This window comes from Micromonospora sp. NPDC005686, assembly GCF_042871665.1.
Classification (GTDB): Bacteria; Actinomycetota; Actinomycetes; order Mycobacteriales; family Micromonosporaceae; genus Micromonospora.
Window position 1 is genome coordinate 31,413 of record NZ_JBIAIY010000010.1, and the last position, 14,650, is coordinate 46,062.

The window sequence follows — 14,650 nt, forward strand, 5'->3', positions numbered from 1 at the left end:
CAGGGACGGAATGGGGGAAAGGCCCGACGGGCATATCGGGGCGTTTCCGTATGGGACTCGGGTGGGACGCCGCTGAAGAATCGACAGGCATCCAGACACCGGGAGGTGCCGTGTTCCGACGTACCGTGGCCGTCGCCCTCGCCGCGCTCACCGTCCTGGCGGGACTACCCGGCGCGGCCCGCGCCGGTGGCCCGCCGCAGCGGCTCGTCTGGGGCGAGTGCGCCGACGACCTGCCGAACGTCCCGCCGGATGAGCGCGTGCGATGCGGCCGGCTCCGCGTGCCGGTGGACTGGTCCCGGCCGAACGGCCCGACGTTCGAACTCGCCGTGGCACGCCGGCTCGCGCGAGCGCCGGAGCGGCGGGTGGGCACGCTGGTGTTCGGGCCGGGCGGCCCCGGTGACTCGGGGGTGGAACGCATCCGTAAGGGCGACCGGTTCAGCGGCGAGTTGCTGGACCGGTTCGACCTGGTCAGCTTCGACCCGCGTACGGTCGCCCGCAGCGCCGCGCCCGCCTGCACCCCGGATCCGGCGCTGCGCAAGCCGCCACTCCCGCCGGCCGGTCAGGCCGACTTCGACGCCGCGGTGGCCTACAACCGGGCACTGTGGAGCAGGTGCCGCCCGACCAGCCCGGTGTTCGACCACGCCGACACGCTCAGCACCGTCCGTGACCTCGACGCGTTGCGGCGGGCGCTGGGGGAGCGGCGGCTGTCCTTCCACGGCAGCTCGTACGGCACACTGCTGGGCCAGCAGTACGCCGAGCGCTACCCCGGCCGCGTGCGGGCGGTCGTGCTGGAGGGCGTGTTCGACCACAGCCTCGACGTGCGGTCCTTCGTGCGGACACAGGCCGCCACGTTGCAGGACTCGTTCGACGAGTTCGTGTCCTGGTGCGACAGGTCGGCCGACTGTGTGCTCCACGAACGGGACGTACGGTCGGTGTGGGCGCGGGTGCTGGGCCGCGCGGACCGTGGCGAGTACGCCCCCCGTACCGCCTTCGACGTCACCGCCGTGGCACTCGGCCTGCTCGCCGGCCCGCGCTGGCCGCAACTCGCGGTGACGGTGCGGGACATGGACGCCGGCACGCCGCCACCGGGGGTGAACTTGCCGCTCTCGGTCGCGGCATTCTGCGCGGACTGGCCGGCGCAGGTACGCGACCACACCGAATACGCCGGCCTGGTCCGGGACGCCGCGGCCGCCGCCCCGGACGTCCGGTACGGCGCCGGCCTGCTGGCCGTGCAGACCTGCCTGGGCTGGCCGTCCCCGGTCCGCAACCAGCCGCACGAGCTGAATGTGCACACCCGCACGCCGCTGCTGCTGCTCAACGCCCGGCACGATCCCCGCACCGGCTACACCTGGGCGGTGAACGTCGCCCGGCAACTCGGCCGGCACGGGCGCCTGGTCACCTACGAGGGCTGGGGCCACGGCACCTACCAGCGCAACGACTGCACGGAGGCAGTGGTGGACCGGTACCTCGTCGACCTGACGTTGCCCGCCCCCGGCGCGCGCTGCCCGGCGAGCTGACCCGGCGCGCTGCTAGGCCGCCGGTCCCGGCGCCCCGGCGAGCGTACGGGCCGCCGGGCGCCGGTGCGGCAGCGCCGCCAGGCCCAGTACGAGCAGCAGCAGGACCGCGCCGAGCAGGAACGGCAGCGACATGGTGGGCTGGCCGAGCCACTCCCACGGCACGTGCCAGCGCGGATGCGGCTCGTTCAGGTGGTGCGTGAGCATCGGCGGCACGCCCAGCAGGATCGGCGCGGTCCAGAACACCATCGCGACGCCGTACAGGACCTTCGCCGGCCCCTGCACCAGCGGCCGTCGTCCCTCGGTGCGGCGGCTGGCCCAGCCGAACAGCACCCAGCCGCCGATCGCGCCCAGCACGAAGGCGAGCAGACCGGCGGGATAGGCGGTGCCGGGGGTGGCGCGGCTGAGGATGAGGCTCATCGAGCCCTCGGCGTTGAGCTCCACAGCGAGGATGTGATCGCCGCGCTCGGCGTACACGGTGATGTCGGAGGGGATGGTCGCCGGGTCGCATCGCGGACTGCCGGAAACGCAGCCGTACGCGTCGGAGTGGACGGGCTCGCTCTGCTCCCAGCCGGCGGCGTCCAGGCGCTGCCTCAGCTCGGTGAGGCCGGCGGCCGGCGCCTGGTCGAACGACGCGGTCAGCTCGGCCAGTGCGTACTCGCCGCCGTCGCCGAGCAGCAGCTCGGACAGGAGGTCCCCGTTCAGCGGGTGGCCGTAGATGAGGAACACGGCGGGCGGGTCGTCCTGGTCGAGGTGGCCGGCCTGCCGGTCCGGGTAGAGCTGGCCGACCACGGCGGCGAGGTCCCGGTGGTCGAGCGGGCGGGAACCGAGCCAGGCGAGCCAGGTGCCGAACGAGCCGGCGAACAAGCCGCAGACCAGGGCGAAGACCGCCGCCCAGGCCACCACTGTGCGGCTCGCCGGCCGTCCCAGCCGGGCGCGCAGACCATGGCGTACGAGATTCGCGGCCACCCGGGTACGCCGGTGGGCCGGGCCGACGTCCCGTACCGTCTCCAGGATCTCGGCTCCGCGTGCCCGGCGGTAGTCACGGGGGTAGGCCAGCAGCAGCCAGCGGTGCATGGGTGTCTCCCTATGAGGCCGCGACGGTGGGGTCAGGCGGTGCGGGGCCGCAGGGCGCGCAGCCGGGACTCGGCGGCGGACGCGAGCTGCCGCAGCCGCTCGGTCTGGCGTGCCAGCTCGGCTTGGCCGTCGGTGCGTAGCCGGTAGTAGCGGCGGAGTCGGCCGTCGACCACCTCTTCGTGGCTGAGGTCGACGAGGCCCTGCGCGACCAGCCGGTCCAGTGCGGCGTAGAGCGTGCCCGGCAGCAGGTTGACGCGTCCGCCGGACAGGCCGGCGACCTCCTGGATGATCCCGTAGCCGTGGCGCGGCTCGTCGGCCAGCGCGGTCAGGATCAGGAAGGTCGCCTCACGCATCTCGCTCACTGGAACAACATATACAGTTAATCAATACATGGTCAACGGTCGCCGAGCAGTTGCCGCTCGGCCATGAAGGCACGCAGCGTCCCGGCGTCCTCGGCGGACATCAGCCAGCGGGGGATCACAGTGGCCGGCATCCGTCCGACGTACACGATCCAGAAGTCCGGGGTCTCGGTGACCCGCGTGACGCCGTCCCAGGCGATGCCGCCGGACTCCGAACCGCTGCGCATCATGATGTTGCGGTCGTCGATGTCGTAGCCGCCCTCGACGGCGTAGCCGCCGGAGCGGCGCCGGGCCCGCCACCGCACCCAGGGCGCGTACAGCATGGACAGTGCCCCGGCCACGATCAGCGTCGTCCACAACGACGCGAACCGGTCACCCCGCTCCGACGCCTGCGAGGCGACCAAGCCGATCACACCGACCACGGCGAGGGCCGCGCCGATGTAGCCGAACCGGCGCAGCCGGGCGGCGGCGAGCGCGGCGGCCACGCGGGCCGGATAGGCGGGATCGGCCGGTACGGCGAAACGGATTTGCACGCCCGAACGATAGTGCCCCGCCCGCCTGTCCCGGGCTGGACCCGCGTAGGGCGCCGGTCAGACCCGGCGCAGCACCAGCGTCACGAACCCCAGCACGCCGCGGTATCCCCGCAGCCACTGGTCGCGGTGCTCCCGGGCGGCGGCCAGCGCGCCGGCGGCATCCGGGTGACCCGGGTTGTCCAGCGCCCACTCGGTCAGCGAGCCGGTCCACGACCACTCGTAGTCGTCCCACTCGGCGGCGTCGCTGACGTGCGCGTACACCGGGGTCCAGCCGGCCTGCTCGGCGGCCGCGACCAGGCCGGCGAGGTCGGTGTGGTCGTCGGGCTTCGCGCCCAGCGCCGCCAGCGCCTCCGGCGTCGGCGGCACCTGCCAGAATCCCTCACCCACCATCAGGATGCCGTCGACGTTCACATGCCGACCGGCCAGTTCCAGCGTCCCGGCGAACCCGCCGAACGCGTGCGTCGACCCGACACAGAGCACCAGGTCGTAGTCGCCGTCCGGCACGTACGACCGGGCGTCGCGCTCGTGCAGCGTGAGCCGGTCGGCGAGGCCGCGCACGGCGGCGGCGTCGGCGGCGCGCTCCAGCGCGTACGGGTTGAGGTCCACGCCGTCGGCGTGCCCGTCCGGGTGGTGGGCGAGGGCCTGCAACGCCCAGGCGGCCTCGCCGCAGCCCAGGTCGAGGATCCGGGCGGCCGGCCGGCGACCGGCCCGGCGCAGCAGCCGGTTGACGTTGACGCCGGAGAGCGGGGCCGCGATCGGGTGGTGCGAGTGCGCGATGCTGCTGAGCCGTTGACGGTCCATCGCCGCAGTCAACACGAGGGCGCCCGGCCGGCGCACCCCGGTTGCTGCGGCGGGGGAGGACGGGCTGCCCGGTGTGCCCCTAGGGTGGCGGCACGGGCGGGAGCGAAGGGGCCCTCCCGTCCACCGTCACCGCGACAGTCAGGTGCGGCAGATGGCCGTCGCGTCGTCGGTGGCGACGCCGTCGCGTGCCTCGGCCTCGCGCACCCGGCGGATGACCTCGGCGGGGCCGTCGGTCTCCAGCAGGCGCAGCAGCCCCGGCCAGCCGGTCAGGCCGAACGTGTCGACGAGACGGCTCGCGCCGTTGCTGAGCAGCGCCGCACCGGTCACGTCGTCGGCGGGGCACTCGCCGGTGACCGCCTCCTCCACCACGCGAGGGTCGTCCTTGGCGACCCAGAACCCGCCGGGGCTGTTCCGCCGGGTCCGCAGCTCCATGAACAGCCGCCGGTACTCGTCGCCGCCCTCGGGCACGTTCTTCAGCCGCTCCTCGAAGGACCGGGCGATCACCACCTCACGCGGATCGTGGGCGACGACGGGCTCACCGCCGGCACGGCCGACGACTGCCACCGCGTCGCCGAGGACCAGGTGCTCGACGGTCCCGCCGGAGAACCGGAGCATCGCCACTGCCGCGAACGGGCTGATCGGGTGGGTGACGTCGCAGGTGTCGCGGTGCTGGCCGGTGACCCGCTCGATGCCCTCGGCCAGCACGTCGCGCAGGCTCCGATCCTCGGACAGCACGCCGAGCAGCGCGCCGCCGAGCCGGGTCGCGTACCAGGCGATGCCGTGGTGGCAGACCTCGCCCGCGCCGGAGATGCCACCGGCGCCGTCGACCAGGACCATGCCGCAGGGGACGGCGCCGGCGAAATCCTCATTGGTGCGGCCGGGATGTCCCGCGTCGGTCGCCATCGTTACCCGCATCGCCCCATCATGCCGGGGCCGACCGGAACGCGGTGCCCCTCGCGGCTTGATCTGAAGCGTGGTTGAGGTCCTAGCGTCGTGCTCATCCGACCACTGCTGGAGGTAGAGCACCATGACGACGCCGCACCTGTCCGACGCCGAACTCGCGGGCCAGCCCGCCGCCTACTGGACGGGCGTCGCGTACGAGTCACTGATCGCCTTCACCCGAGCCCAGCAGGCCGCGCACGGCTTCACCCAGCCCCAGTTCTGGCTTCTGCGCAACCTGTCCCCGGACGACCTCCTGCCCGGCGGCGGCGGGCTGACCGTCACCGAGCTGCAGCAGGCGATGGCCTCGTATCTGCGGGCCGAGGACGACCTGGACGCCGAGGCAGAGGTGCTGCTGGAACGCGGCTGGCTCAGCCGCGACGCCGACGGCCGGCTGCGGATCACGGAAGCGGGGGAGGCCGCCCGGGTCCGCCTCAAGCAGCACGCGCCGGCGATCCGGGCCCGCATCCACGAGGGCGTCGACGACGCGGACTACGTCACGACCCTCAAGGTGCTCCGGCGGATGATCAACAACACCGGCGGCGCCGGGTAGCGGACCGGCCCGCCTCAGGAGGCCCGTAGCCTCCGGACGGCCAGGCGGGCACCCTGATGGAGCAGCACGCCGGCGCCGGTGTTGACGACGGCGAGCACCGCCGCGCCGAGCAGTCCGGTGCCGACGTCCATCACGTCGGTCGCGACCAGCAGGGCCGGCAGGCCAGCGCGGCGGCGACGAGCGACGACCGCCACCAGCGCCCGAGGAGAACCCCGAACAGGATCAGCACCGGGATCATCGCGGGCGACCTCCCACCGTCGGCTCGTTCGAGCGTACGCCCGGCTGGACCTCCGTCGGTCACGGCCCGGGTGCCGGAATCGGCGGTACGGGCGTTCCCGGGCGGGCTGACGTCACGACGGGCGCGGCGGCTTTGCCTTCTGCGGGTGGAACGTATCGTGGCGGGCCAGCATGGCGACGAACTCGCCGATCTTGCGCGTCCGGGTCTCCGCGCGTTTGACCGCGTTGAGCCGGTGGATGAGCGCGAACCTGTTGGCGCTGGTGAGCACGTCGAACATGGCCTGGGCGGCGGGCTCGGCCGCGACGGCGGCGAGCAGGTCGGCCGGCACCTCGGCCTCCGACGGCGGTGCGTAGGCCGCCGCCCAGCGACCGTCCGCCTTCGCGGCCTCCACCGCGGCACGCCCCGCGGGCGTCATCCGCCCCTCCGACTCCAGCCGGGCGACGTGCCCGACGTTGCGCTGCGACCAGGAGCTGCGGGCCCGGCGCGGGGTGTAGCGGATCCAGGAGCTCTCGTGGTCGCGCTTGCGGGCCTGCCCGTCGATCCAGCCGAAGCAGAGCGCCTCGTCGACGGCCTGCTGCCAGGTCAGGGTGGTGACCGAGCCGCCCTTGCGGGTCAGGGCGAGCCAGACGCCGGGCGACGTGTCGTGGTGGGCGGACAGCCAGGCGCGCAGTGCGCCCGCGTCGGGCACGATCAGCTCGTCCAGCTCGGCGCTTCCCATGGCCGTCAGGCTATGCCGAGGGTACGACATCGGCGCCGGCCCGCCGCTCGTGTGACCGGCGGGCGGCCAGCAACTCGTCCAGGTGCTCCTCGCTCCACGACCGGGCGGCCGCGACCAGCGTCAGCAGGCTGCGGCCCAGCGGCGTCAGCGTGTACTCCACGCGCGGCGGGTTCTCGTCGTATGCGGTACGCGTGACCAGCCCGTCGCGTTCCATCGCCCGCAGCGTCTCGGCCAGCACCTTCGGCGTGATCGTGCGCAGCGGCACCCGCAGCTCGGTGAACCGGCGCGGCCCGTGTTCCAGGCACAGCACCACCATCGCGGTCCACTTGTCGCCGATCCGCAGCGGCATCACCCGCGACGGGCACGCGGGATCGAACATGTCCGGATCGAGCGGCGTCACCGTCAAAGCGTAACGCCGGTACCGTTGCGGTAACCGGCACCCGGCGCTCTAGCGTCGCGCCATGACCAGCATCGCCGTCCTCGGCGCGGGCGGCCGCGCCGGCCGTGCCGTCACCGCCGAGGCACACCGCCGCGGCCACCGCGTCACCCCGGTGGTCCGCGACCTCGCCCGCCACCCCGACCTCACCTCCGCGGTACGCGGCGACGTCACCGACCCGGAGGCGGTCGCCTCCATCGGGTACGGGCACGACGCCGTCGTCCACGCGGTCAGCCCGGCCTCCGGTCCGGAGGCGCTCGCCGCCGCCGGCCTCGATCCGGAGTTCTTCGTCCGCGCGGCCGACGCGCTGCTGCACGGCCTGGCCCGCTCAGGTGTGCCGCGGCTCGTGGCGGTCGGCCTGTTCGCCACGCTCACCGACGCGCACGGCCGGCCCCTCTACGACGACCCGGCCGTCCTGCCCGCCGAGTTGCGGCCGTTCGCGCTCAGCCACGCCGCCGGCCTGGACCGGCTCCGCGCGGCGGACACCACAGTCGACTGGCTGGTGCTCACCCCGCCCGCCGCGCTCGACGTGGACGGCGCTCGCACCGGCCGTTACCGACTCGGCGGCGAGCAGGCCCCGGCGTCGGCGCACCTGTCGTACGCCGATCTGGCGGTCGCGGTGGTCGACGAGATCGAGTCGCCGCGCCACCACCGCACCCGGGTCTCCGTGTTCGGCTAGCTAGCCGTCCGCCGCGTTGTGCCGCGCGACCAGGTCCGGCAGCTCGTTCAGTGAGTCGATGCGGAACAGGCACCGGTCGGCCACGTCCGGCATGTCGAGGATGTGGCCCCACGGTCCGCGCCGGATCAGGCACGCGGTCATGCCGGCGGCCATCGCCGGGGCGGCGTCGTTGTCCGGCCGGTCACCGACGTACAGGATCGCCGACGCGTCGCCGCCGCCCTCGCGGACGACCCGGTCGAAGAACTCCGGCGCCGGTTTCGCCACGCCCCATGCCGCCGATGTGCCGATCACGTCGACCGCCAGGTCCAGCGCCCGCAGCGTCGCCTCGGCGTGCTCCGGCTGGTTGCCGGCCAGGCCGACGCGCAGTCCCTGCTCCCGCAGGGCGGCCAGGCACGCCCGCGCGTCCGGGTAGAGATCGTCGGCGCCGAACGACTCCGGGTCGCCGGCCGCGACCCGGCGGGCGAGTTCGGCGGTGAGGTCGAAGTCGGGCCGGAAGGCCCGGAACACCTCCTGGTAGTCCAGCCCGCGGGCGATCACCGCGCCGAAGACCGCGGAGAACGTGTGCCTCGGTACGCCGAGCCAGTCCGCCCAGGTCGCGAACTCGCGCGTCTCGTCGAGGATCGTCCCGCCCACGTCGAAGAACACCGCCCGGATCATCCGCGGATCGTACTGTCGTTGATCAGCCTGTGGGGGGCGGCCCGGGTGGCGCAGACTGCCCGCATGAATTCCGCCTTCCTCCCCGAACCGCCGCAGAGTCCGGCGGCGAAAGCCGCGTACGAGGACGACCTCGCCGCGGACGGCTACGTCAACAACCTCACCCGCGTCTGGTGCTGGCGTCCGGACGTGCTGATGTCGTTCCAGAACACGCGCACCGAGTTGCTGTCCGAGTCCACGTTGTCCTCGCGGGAGGTGGCCGTGCTGGTCACCGCCACCGCCGCCGCCCGCGGTGACTCGTACTGCGCGCTGGCCTGGGGCGCGCGGCTGGCCGGGATGAGCGACGAGGCGACCGCCGCCGGGGTGCTGCGCGGCGACGAGGCGGACCTGTCCGCGCGGGAGACGGCGCTGGCCGACTGGGCCCGCCGGGTCGTGACGGACCCGAACGCCACCACCGACGCCGACGCGCGACGCCTGCGCGACGCCGGCCTGAGCGACCGGGAGATCTTCGAGGCGACCACGCTGATCGCGTTCCGGCTGGCCTTCTCCACTGTCAACGACGCGCTCGGCGCGCGGCCGGACGCGCAACTGGCGGAGAAGGCGCCACGGCTCGTACGGGAGGCGGTGACGTTCGGCCGCCCGGTCTGAACGAGCGCGCCCGTGCCTCGGCCGGGCCGCCTCGGGGCAGCGGCCCGCCAGGTGACCGGAGATCATCATCTGGTGACCGACGCCGCCGCGTACACCTTGGCCGTTCCGCCGTTGTTCGCCGCCCTGGCCCCGGCACGTGACGTCCTGATCGCCGGCGCCGGTGGCGGCTTCGACGTGTACGCCGGCCTGCCGCTGGCGCTGGCGCTGTGGCAGGCCGGCAAGCGGGCGCACCTGGCCCGCTGGCTGGCCGGCCGCGACCTGCCGTCGACCGTGTACGCCTTTCCGCCGCTGGGCGTGCAGCCGCTGCGCGAGGCGTACCGGCACCTGGTCGACCGGCTCGACCTCGACGCGATCGTGCTCGTCGACGGCGGCACCGACATCCTGTTGCGTGGCGACGAGAGCGGCCTGGGCACCCCGGTGGAGGACATCACCAGCCTGGCCGCCGTGGCCGGGCTGGACGTGCCGGTCCGGTTGGTGAGCAGCCTCGGGTTCGGCATCGACGCGCACGACGGTGTCAACCACGTCGAGGTGCTGGAGAACCTGGCCGCGCTCGACCGGGAGGGCGGCTACCTCGGCGCGCTGTCCATTCCGGGCTCCAGCCGCGAGGCGGTGCTCTACCGCGAGGCGGTCGCGCAGGCCCAGGCCGCCACCCCGCACCGGCCGAGCATCGTCCAGGGGCAGATCGCCGCCGCCACCGGCGGCACGTGCGGAGACGTACGGTTCAGCCGGCGCACCGGCCACGGCGACCTGTTCGTCAACCCCCTCATGGCGATCTACTTCTCCGTCGACCTGCCCCGGCTCGCCGCTCGCTGCCTCTACCTCGACCGGATCGAGAACACGATCGGGCGGCGCCAGGTCGTCACCCGGATCGAGGCGTTCCGCGACGAGCTGCGGGCCACCCGGGTCCCGCGGGCGTTTCCGCACTGACGGCCAGGGCATGTCGTACCGGTGTGGGAGGGTCCGGGCATGACGACGTTCGTACTCATCCACGGTGGCGGAGGCAGTGCGTGGGACTGGCATCGGGTCGTCCCCGAGCTGGCCGCCCGGGGTCACGACACAGTGGTGCCGGAGCTGCCGATCGGGGACCGTTCGGCGGGGTTCGCCGAGTTCCGCCGGACGGTGATCGACGCCGTCGGCGACCGCGACGACCTGGTGGTGGTCGGGCACTCGTACGGCGCGTTCACCGCACCGCTGGTCGCCGACCGGCTGCCGGTGCGCCTGCTGGTCCTGCTCACCCCGATGATCCCGCGGCCCGGTGAGAAGCCGGGGGACTGGTGGGGCAACACCGGCTACCGCGAGCCGGACGGGCTCAGCGAGGAGCAGCAGTTCTACAACGGCGTGCCGGCCGAGATCGTCGCCGAGGCGCCGGCGCACGCCCGGGAGCAGGTCAGCACGGAGTGGGACGAGCCGTGGCCGTCGGCCACCTGGCCGGATGTGCCGACGAGGGTGCTGATCGGCCGCGACGACCGGTTCTTCCCCGCCGACTTCCAACGCCGGGTGGCCGCCGACCGGCTCGGCGTGGTTCCGGACGAGATCGACGGCGGTCACGCGGTGACGCTCAGCCATCCCGGTCCGCTCGCCGACCGGCTGGCCGCCTACCTGGCGGTCTGACCGTCCGGCCGCCGGGTTCGGGAGACCGCAGCGGCCGGGCGTGCGGGCTCCGGGTCGCGCGTGTGCCGGCGGGTCGGCAGCAGCAGCGGCGTGGCGAGCAGCAGCACCCCGGACACGGTGATCGCGGCGAGTGGGCCGACGATCAACCTGATGCTGCCCCGGACCGGCCCGCACCCGGGGCTGCGACCGGTGATCCGCCACTTCGCGGGCCTGCCGCCGCTGACCGGGCCGGTCTGGCGGCCCTCGTGGGCCGCGTGATCAGGGCCGCGACGTCCGCCGCGCCAGGTGGACCGTGACGTCGGCGGTGACCTCGACCGTGCCGGGCAGCACGTCGCGGACGCGGCGGAGCACCTGCTCGCGCACCGGTGGTGGCAGTTCGAGATAGGCCGAGACGGTCGACAGGAGACCGACGTAGTCGTCGGCGCTCATGGTGATCCGTCGCTCGATCTCCGACTGGCGCACGTCGGCGAACCACTCGGACGCGCGCAGCTCGGTGCCGGGCCACTGCATCCCGGCCTCCGGTGACGTCCCGTCCGGCGACGGGATCTCGTCGTCGGCGAGGAACTCGGACCGGGCCGCGGCCACCGCGTCGCGCAGCGCCGGGTCGGCCAGCCGCAGCGGGCCGCCGAACGAGGCGAACACGCCGCCGGGCGTGAGCAGCCCGGCGATCCGCTCCCACCGCCGGTCCGGGTCCGTCCAGTGCAGCGCCGCCGCCGCGTACACCAGGTCGTGGAGCTCGTCGGCGCGCAACTGCTCGAACGCTGCCTGCCGGACCCGCACCTCGGCCGGGACGTGCCGGCGCAGCTCGGCGAGCATCGCGGGGTCCGGGTCGGTGGCGGTGACCGTGATGCCGCGCCGGGCGAACAGGCGGGTGGCCTTGCCGGTCCCGGCCCCGATCTCCACGGCGGTCCGGACGGGACGGTCCGCGTACGCCAGCACCAGGTCGGCCAGTTCCTCGGGATAGCCGGGGCGGAAACGCTCGTACGCCTGCGCGGCCGCTCCGAAGCTCAACGCACGACCCGGCATGCCGGCCATCCTCCCACGATCGTCCGCTCGCGCCCGGCTATCGTAAGTGACCGAGCGCGGCTGGCTGGACGACACCCGCACCTCCTACGACACGGTGGCGTCCAGTTCGCCCACCGGTGACGTGGGCGGGCTACGCGTCCGGGTCCCACGCCGCGATCCGGTCGAGCACGCGCCGGTCGCCCTCGATGGTGAGCGCGTCCAGCGGTATCCGGCCGTAGAAGGCCAGGACCAGATCACCGGCGCTGGAACTGGCGGCGGTGTCGGCCGGGCCCGCATCGGTTCCGGCGAGCAGGCGGGTGACCCGTACGCCGTCGGGGGAGAGCCGCACGCGCCAGGATCCGCCCTCGGTGACGTGGTAGTCGAGGACGGCGGGCTCGTACGGCCACGGCACCGTGGTCGCGCAGCAGGTGAACAGGAAGTCCTCCACGCCGTCGAGGGCCACCTCGACCGGCACCGGCTGCGGCGCGCCCACGGTGAGCTGCGCGTCGTAGGTGTGCACCGCGATCTCCTGGAGCTGGTGCCGGGCGACGGCGCCGCAGGTCTGCGGCGACTGCGACGTGTCCCACCACGTCCAGCAGCCACGATCGGGTCCGGCGTCGCGCAGCGCGACCAGCAGCCGCTCGGTGGACTCGGCCAGCCAGTCCCGCAGCGCGGTACGCTCCCGGGGCGCGCCCGGCCCGTCCGGCGCGGCCCGTCCGGACGCCTCGGGACCGGCCGTGACGGTGGCCGCCCACGAGCGGCGTCCCTCACCGATGTGCCGGGCCAGGTCGAACAGCGTCCACTCGGGGCAGGTCGGCACCGGGGCGTCGAGGTCCGGCGCGGCGGCGACCGCTTCCCGGAACGCGGCCGCCCGGTCGTCGATCAGCCGCAGCCGGTCGGAAAACGTCAGGGGTTCGGTCACCCCGGCTGTCTACCAGTGTGCGTGGCGGCCCGACAGCGAGTTTCGCCGCGTACGTGCGCGGCGACGGCGTCGGCCACCTGCTCGGGCGGTGCGGTGGCGTCGATCAGACGGGCGTCGGTCACTGATGCGAACGTGGCGAGCGCCCGGGCGACGTGGTCGTGCCGCCAGGCGTGCGCGCCGACCTCGACCTGGTCGGCGTCGATCCGGGCCCGCAACCGGTCCTCGGGCAGGGTGAGCACCACCTCGCGGAGGTCGACCCCCGCGGCGCGGATGCCACCGAGGATCTCCGCGCGGTACGCCGGGTCGAGCAGGCTCATCGGCACGATCCAGACGCCCGCGTGGTGCCGGTCCAACCCGGTGACCGTCTGCACGACGAGGTGACGCCACAGTGGCAGGTCCTGGAAGTCGCCGGTGGGGGAGGTGACGAACGCGGTGAGCATCGTGCCGAGGAACTCCGGGTCGAACAGCCGCGCGTCCGGCAGCGCGCTCGTGAGCAGCCGCGCGGTGGTCGTCTTGCCGACGCCGAAAGCACCGTTGAGCCAGATGATCACGCGATCATGATGCCATCACGCGGCGAAGTCGACGCCGGCCAGCGGCACGCCCCGGTACGCGGCGAGGCGCTCGGCCTCCGCGACCACCGCGTCGCGTGTGCCGCCGGTGAGCTTGCGCCACTGCTGAACGGCGACGGTGAACGACCGGCCCGACTTGCGCGGCCGCCAGGTGCCGACCAGCTCACCGTCGGCCAGCACGGCGCCGGGGCGGCCCAGCACCGGCCACAGCTCCTTCGCACGAGCCGCGTCCGGCGCCAGCGTCGCCCGGTCCCTCGCCTGGAGGAACAGGTCGAACGGGCCGAGCAGGCGCGTCGTCGTCGTCTCGGCCGACGTCAGCGCCTCCTCGTCGGCGGCCAGGATCCAGCGCGTCTCGCCGTCTACGCTCACCTCGACGGCGTCGCCCGGCCAGCGGGCCTTGACCTCCTTGACCGGGGCGTCGAGATAGTCGGCCACGTGCTTCGGGGTGGCCGGGCCGAGCAGCCGCAGGTAGGCGCCGATGAGCTCGAACCGGTCGCCGGGCGTGGCGGCGGGACGGAAGCCGCGGATGCGTTCCAGGACCGGCGGTGACGTGTCCAGCCGCAACTCCAGGCCGGCGCGCACGGCGGCCAGCCGGAACGGCATCTCGTAGAGGTGGGTCGCGTTGCACGGCCGGCAGAACCGCAGGTAGGGCTCCGGCATCACCTCGGCGAGCCGCCCGGAGACCTCGCCCTTGACCGTCGGCCTGCCGACGATCTCCCGCATCCGCGCGGCCACCTCGTCGAGCGCGGCGACGATGCCGATGCCCGCCGCCTTCAACGGCTTCGCCGCGTCGTAGATGCGCTTGCCCGCGTCGGCGTCGGAGAACGGCTCGACCGCGGCGGCCACCGCGCCCACGTCGGCGCGGCGGTAGAGGTGCGGGGCGCCGCGTACGGTCCAGAGCAGGACCAGATCGTCTCCGGACAGCGGGGTCACGTCGACACCGCGCGTCGCGAGCGCCCACCGGCCCCCGTCGGGGCCGGTGTCCTGAACGCCGATGTCGAGCACCGCGGTGTCGGCGAGCGTGCCCTGCGCCCGATCGAGCTGCTGAGCCCGGACCCGGAAGTTCACCACCTGACGACTGTCGACCACCGACACAGCGTAAGCGGCGGCACTGACGATTTCGGCGCGGCGCGGTGTGTCAGCGGACGGCGCGCGGCGCCGCGTCCGTCCGCCGGTCGGGGCCGGAGCGCTTGAGCAGGAACACCCCGCCTCCGATGAACACGAGGCTGAGCACGATCCCGACCAGGTTGCCCTCGGCGAGCGTGCCGAAGATGCCGAGCAGGCCCAGGATGACGGCCACGCCGCCGACCAGACGCATGAGGTAACGACCGACTGACTTGCCCCGTGAATCCACCATGGACGCTCGTCTACCCCTGCCGCGGCGACGTCAAACG

Annotated in this window: 21 protein-coding genes; 7 read left to right on the plus strand and 14 right to left on the minus strand. The window is 73.9% G+C overall.

The features are described from left to right. Window positions 1-110: 110 nt before the first annotated feature. Window positions 111-1,517: an alpha/beta hydrolase gene (locus ACFYON_RS22295; protein ID WP_355096157.1), complete on the plus strand. Its 1,407-nt coding sequence runs from the start codon at window positions 111-113 to the stop codon at window positions 1,515-1,517. Between the two features lie 12 nt (window positions 1,518-1,529). On the opposite strand, the gene ACFYON_RS22300 is transcribed toward ACFYON_RS22295, so the two are convergent. The 5 genes from ACFYON_RS22300 to ACFYON_RS22320 all read right to left on the minus strand — a co-directional run bounded on the left by ACFYON_RS22300 (window position 1,530) and on the right by ACFYON_RS22320 (window position 5,199). Beyond that, entirely contained in the window at window positions 1,530-2,591 is a 1,062-nt protein-coding gene (locus ACFYON_RS22300; protein WP_354873696.1) for a hypothetical protein, read from the minus strand. A 32-nt stretch (window positions 2,592-2,623) separates the two neighbouring features. Then, entirely contained in the window at window positions 2,624-2,944 is a 321-nt protein-coding gene (locus tag ACFYON_RS22305) for a PadR family transcriptional regulator (protein ID WP_354873776.1), read from the minus strand. Window positions 2,945-2,985: 41 nt separating this feature from the next. Next, window positions 2,986-3,483 carry a YcxB family protein gene (locus ACFYON_RS22310; protein ID WP_354873695.1) on the minus strand — a complete coding sequence of 166 codons (498 nt, stop codon included), beginning with the start codon at window positions 3,481-3,483 and terminating at the stop codon, window positions 2,986-2,988. A gap of 57 nt (window positions 3,484-3,540) precedes the next feature. Beyond that, window positions 3,541-4,284: a class I SAM-dependent methyltransferase gene (locus ACFYON_RS22315; RefSeq protein ID WP_355095515.1), complete on the minus strand. Its 744-nt coding sequence runs from the start codon at window positions 4,282-4,284 to the stop codon at window positions 3,541-3,543. Between the two features lie 138 nt (window positions 4,285-4,422). Further along, window positions 4,423-5,199 carry a hypothetical protein gene (locus ACFYON_RS22320; RefSeq protein ID WP_355095513.1) on the minus strand — a complete coding sequence of 259 codons (777 nt, stop codon included), beginning with the start codon at window positions 5,197-5,199 and terminating at the stop codon, window positions 4,423-4,425. A 112-nt stretch (window positions 5,200-5,311) separates the two neighbouring features. Here ACFYON_RS22320 and ACFYON_RS22325 point away from each other — a divergent pair, with 112 nt between their 5' ends. Beyond that, on the plus strand, window positions 5,312-5,776 hold the full coding sequence (locus tag ACFYON_RS22325; protein WP_354873689.1) for a MarR family winged helix-turn-helix transcriptional regulator: 465 nt from the start codon (window positions 5,312-5,314) through the stop codon (window positions 5,774-5,776). Between the two features lie 14 nt (window positions 5,777-5,790). Here ACFYON_RS22325 and ACFYON_RS22330 read toward each other — a convergent pair whose 3' ends face one another. The 3 genes from ACFYON_RS22330 to ACFYON_RS22340 form a co-directional block, all read right to left on the minus strand. Next, complete coding sequence (locus ACFYON_RS22330) at window positions 5,791-5,970, minus strand: hypothetical protein (RefSeq protein WP_387189190.1); 180 nt, start codon at window positions 5,968-5,970, stop codon at window positions 5,791-5,793. A 156-nt stretch (window positions 5,971-6,126) separates the two neighbouring features. Further along, window positions 6,127-6,732, minus strand: a complete 606-nt coding sequence (locus tag ACFYON_RS22335; RefSeq protein ID WP_387189191.1) for a YdeI family protein — start codon at window positions 6,730-6,732, stop codon at window positions 6,127-6,129. Window positions 6,733-6,742: 10 nt separating this feature from the next. Continuing rightward, entirely contained in the window at window positions 6,743-7,132 is a 390-nt protein-coding gene (locus ACFYON_RS22340; protein WP_387189192.1) for a winged helix-turn-helix transcriptional regulator, read from the minus strand. 61 nt (window positions 7,133-7,193) lie between these two features. Here ACFYON_RS22340 and ACFYON_RS22345 point away from each other — a divergent pair, with 61 nt between their 5' ends. Continuing rightward, entirely contained in the window at window positions 7,194-7,847 is a 654-nt protein-coding gene (locus ACFYON_RS22345; protein WP_387189193.1) for an NAD(P)-dependent oxidoreductase, read from the plus strand. Here the strand turns inward: ACFYON_RS22345 and ACFYON_RS22350 are convergent, their stop codons facing one another. Further along, complete coding sequence (locus ACFYON_RS22350) at window positions 7,848-8,504, minus strand: HAD family hydrolase (RefSeq protein WP_387189194.1); 657 nt, start codon at window positions 8,502-8,504, stop codon at window positions 7,848-7,850. Between the two features lie 63 nt (window positions 8,505-8,567). Here ACFYON_RS22350 and ACFYON_RS22355 point away from each other — a divergent pair, with 63 nt between their 5' ends. The 4 genes from ACFYON_RS22355 to ACFYON_RS22370 all read left to right on the plus strand — a co-directional run bounded on the left by ACFYON_RS22355 (window position 8,568) and on the right by ACFYON_RS22370 (window position 11,018). Beyond that, entirely contained in the window at window positions 8,568-9,149 is a 582-nt protein-coding gene (locus tag ACFYON_RS22355; protein ID WP_387189195.1) for a carboxymuconolactone decarboxylase family protein, read from the plus strand. Between the two features lie 72 nt (window positions 9,150-9,221). Next, on the plus strand, window positions 9,222-10,076 hold the full coding sequence (locus ACFYON_RS22360) for a DUF1152 domain-containing protein (protein ID WP_387189196.1): 855 nt from the start codon (window positions 9,222-9,224) through the stop codon (window positions 10,074-10,076). 39 nt (window positions 10,077-10,115) lie between these two features. Further along, the gene (locus tag ACFYON_RS22365) at window positions 10,116-10,760 is read left to right on the plus strand and encodes an alpha/beta fold hydrolase (protein ID WP_387189197.1); all 645 of its coding nucleotides are present in this window, start codon (window positions 10,116-10,118) and stop codon (window positions 10,758-10,760) included. Between the two features lie 90 nt (window positions 10,761-10,850). Then, window positions 10,851-11,018 (plus strand): hypothetical protein, encoded by a 168-nt coding sequence (locus ACFYON_RS22370; RefSeq protein WP_387189198.1) that lies wholly within the window; start codon window positions 10,851-10,853, stop codon window positions 11,016-11,018. Here ACFYON_RS22370 and ACFYON_RS22375 read toward each other — a convergent pair whose 3' ends face one another. From ACFYON_RS22375 to ACFYON_RS22395, 5 genes are all read right to left on the minus strand, one after another. Continuing rightward, a complete protein-coding gene (locus tag ACFYON_RS22375) occupies window positions 11,019-11,786 on the minus strand; it encodes a methyltransferase domain-containing protein (RefSeq protein WP_354873663.1) in 768 nt (255 codons plus the stop codon). A gap of 130 nt (window positions 11,787-11,916) precedes the next feature. After that, the gene (locus ACFYON_RS22380) at window positions 11,917-12,687 is read right to left on the minus strand and encodes a maleylpyruvate isomerase N-terminal domain-containing protein (protein WP_354873661.1); all 771 of its coding nucleotides are present in this window, start codon (window positions 12,685-12,687) and stop codon (window positions 11,917-11,919) included. Next, the gene (locus tag ACFYON_RS22385) at window positions 12,684-13,238 is read right to left on the minus strand and encodes an AAA family ATPase (RefSeq protein WP_354873659.1); all 555 of its coding nucleotides are present in this window, start codon (window positions 13,236-13,238) and stop codon (window positions 12,684-12,686) included. Before ACFYON_RS22385 ends, ACFYON_RS22380 begins: the two co-directional genes overlap by 4 nt. Before the next feature lie 15 nt (window positions 13,239-13,253). Continuing rightward, a complete protein-coding gene (locus tag ACFYON_RS22390; protein ID WP_387189199.1) occupies window positions 13,254-14,345 on the minus strand; it encodes a winged helix DNA-binding domain-containing protein in 1,092 nt (363 codons plus the stop codon). Window positions 14,346-14,394: 49 nt separating this feature from the next. Further along, entirely contained in the window at window positions 14,395-14,613 is a 219-nt protein-coding gene (locus tag ACFYON_RS22395; protein ID WP_354873655.1) for a hypothetical protein, read from the minus strand. Between the last annotated feature and the right edge of the window lie 37 nt (window positions 14,614-14,650).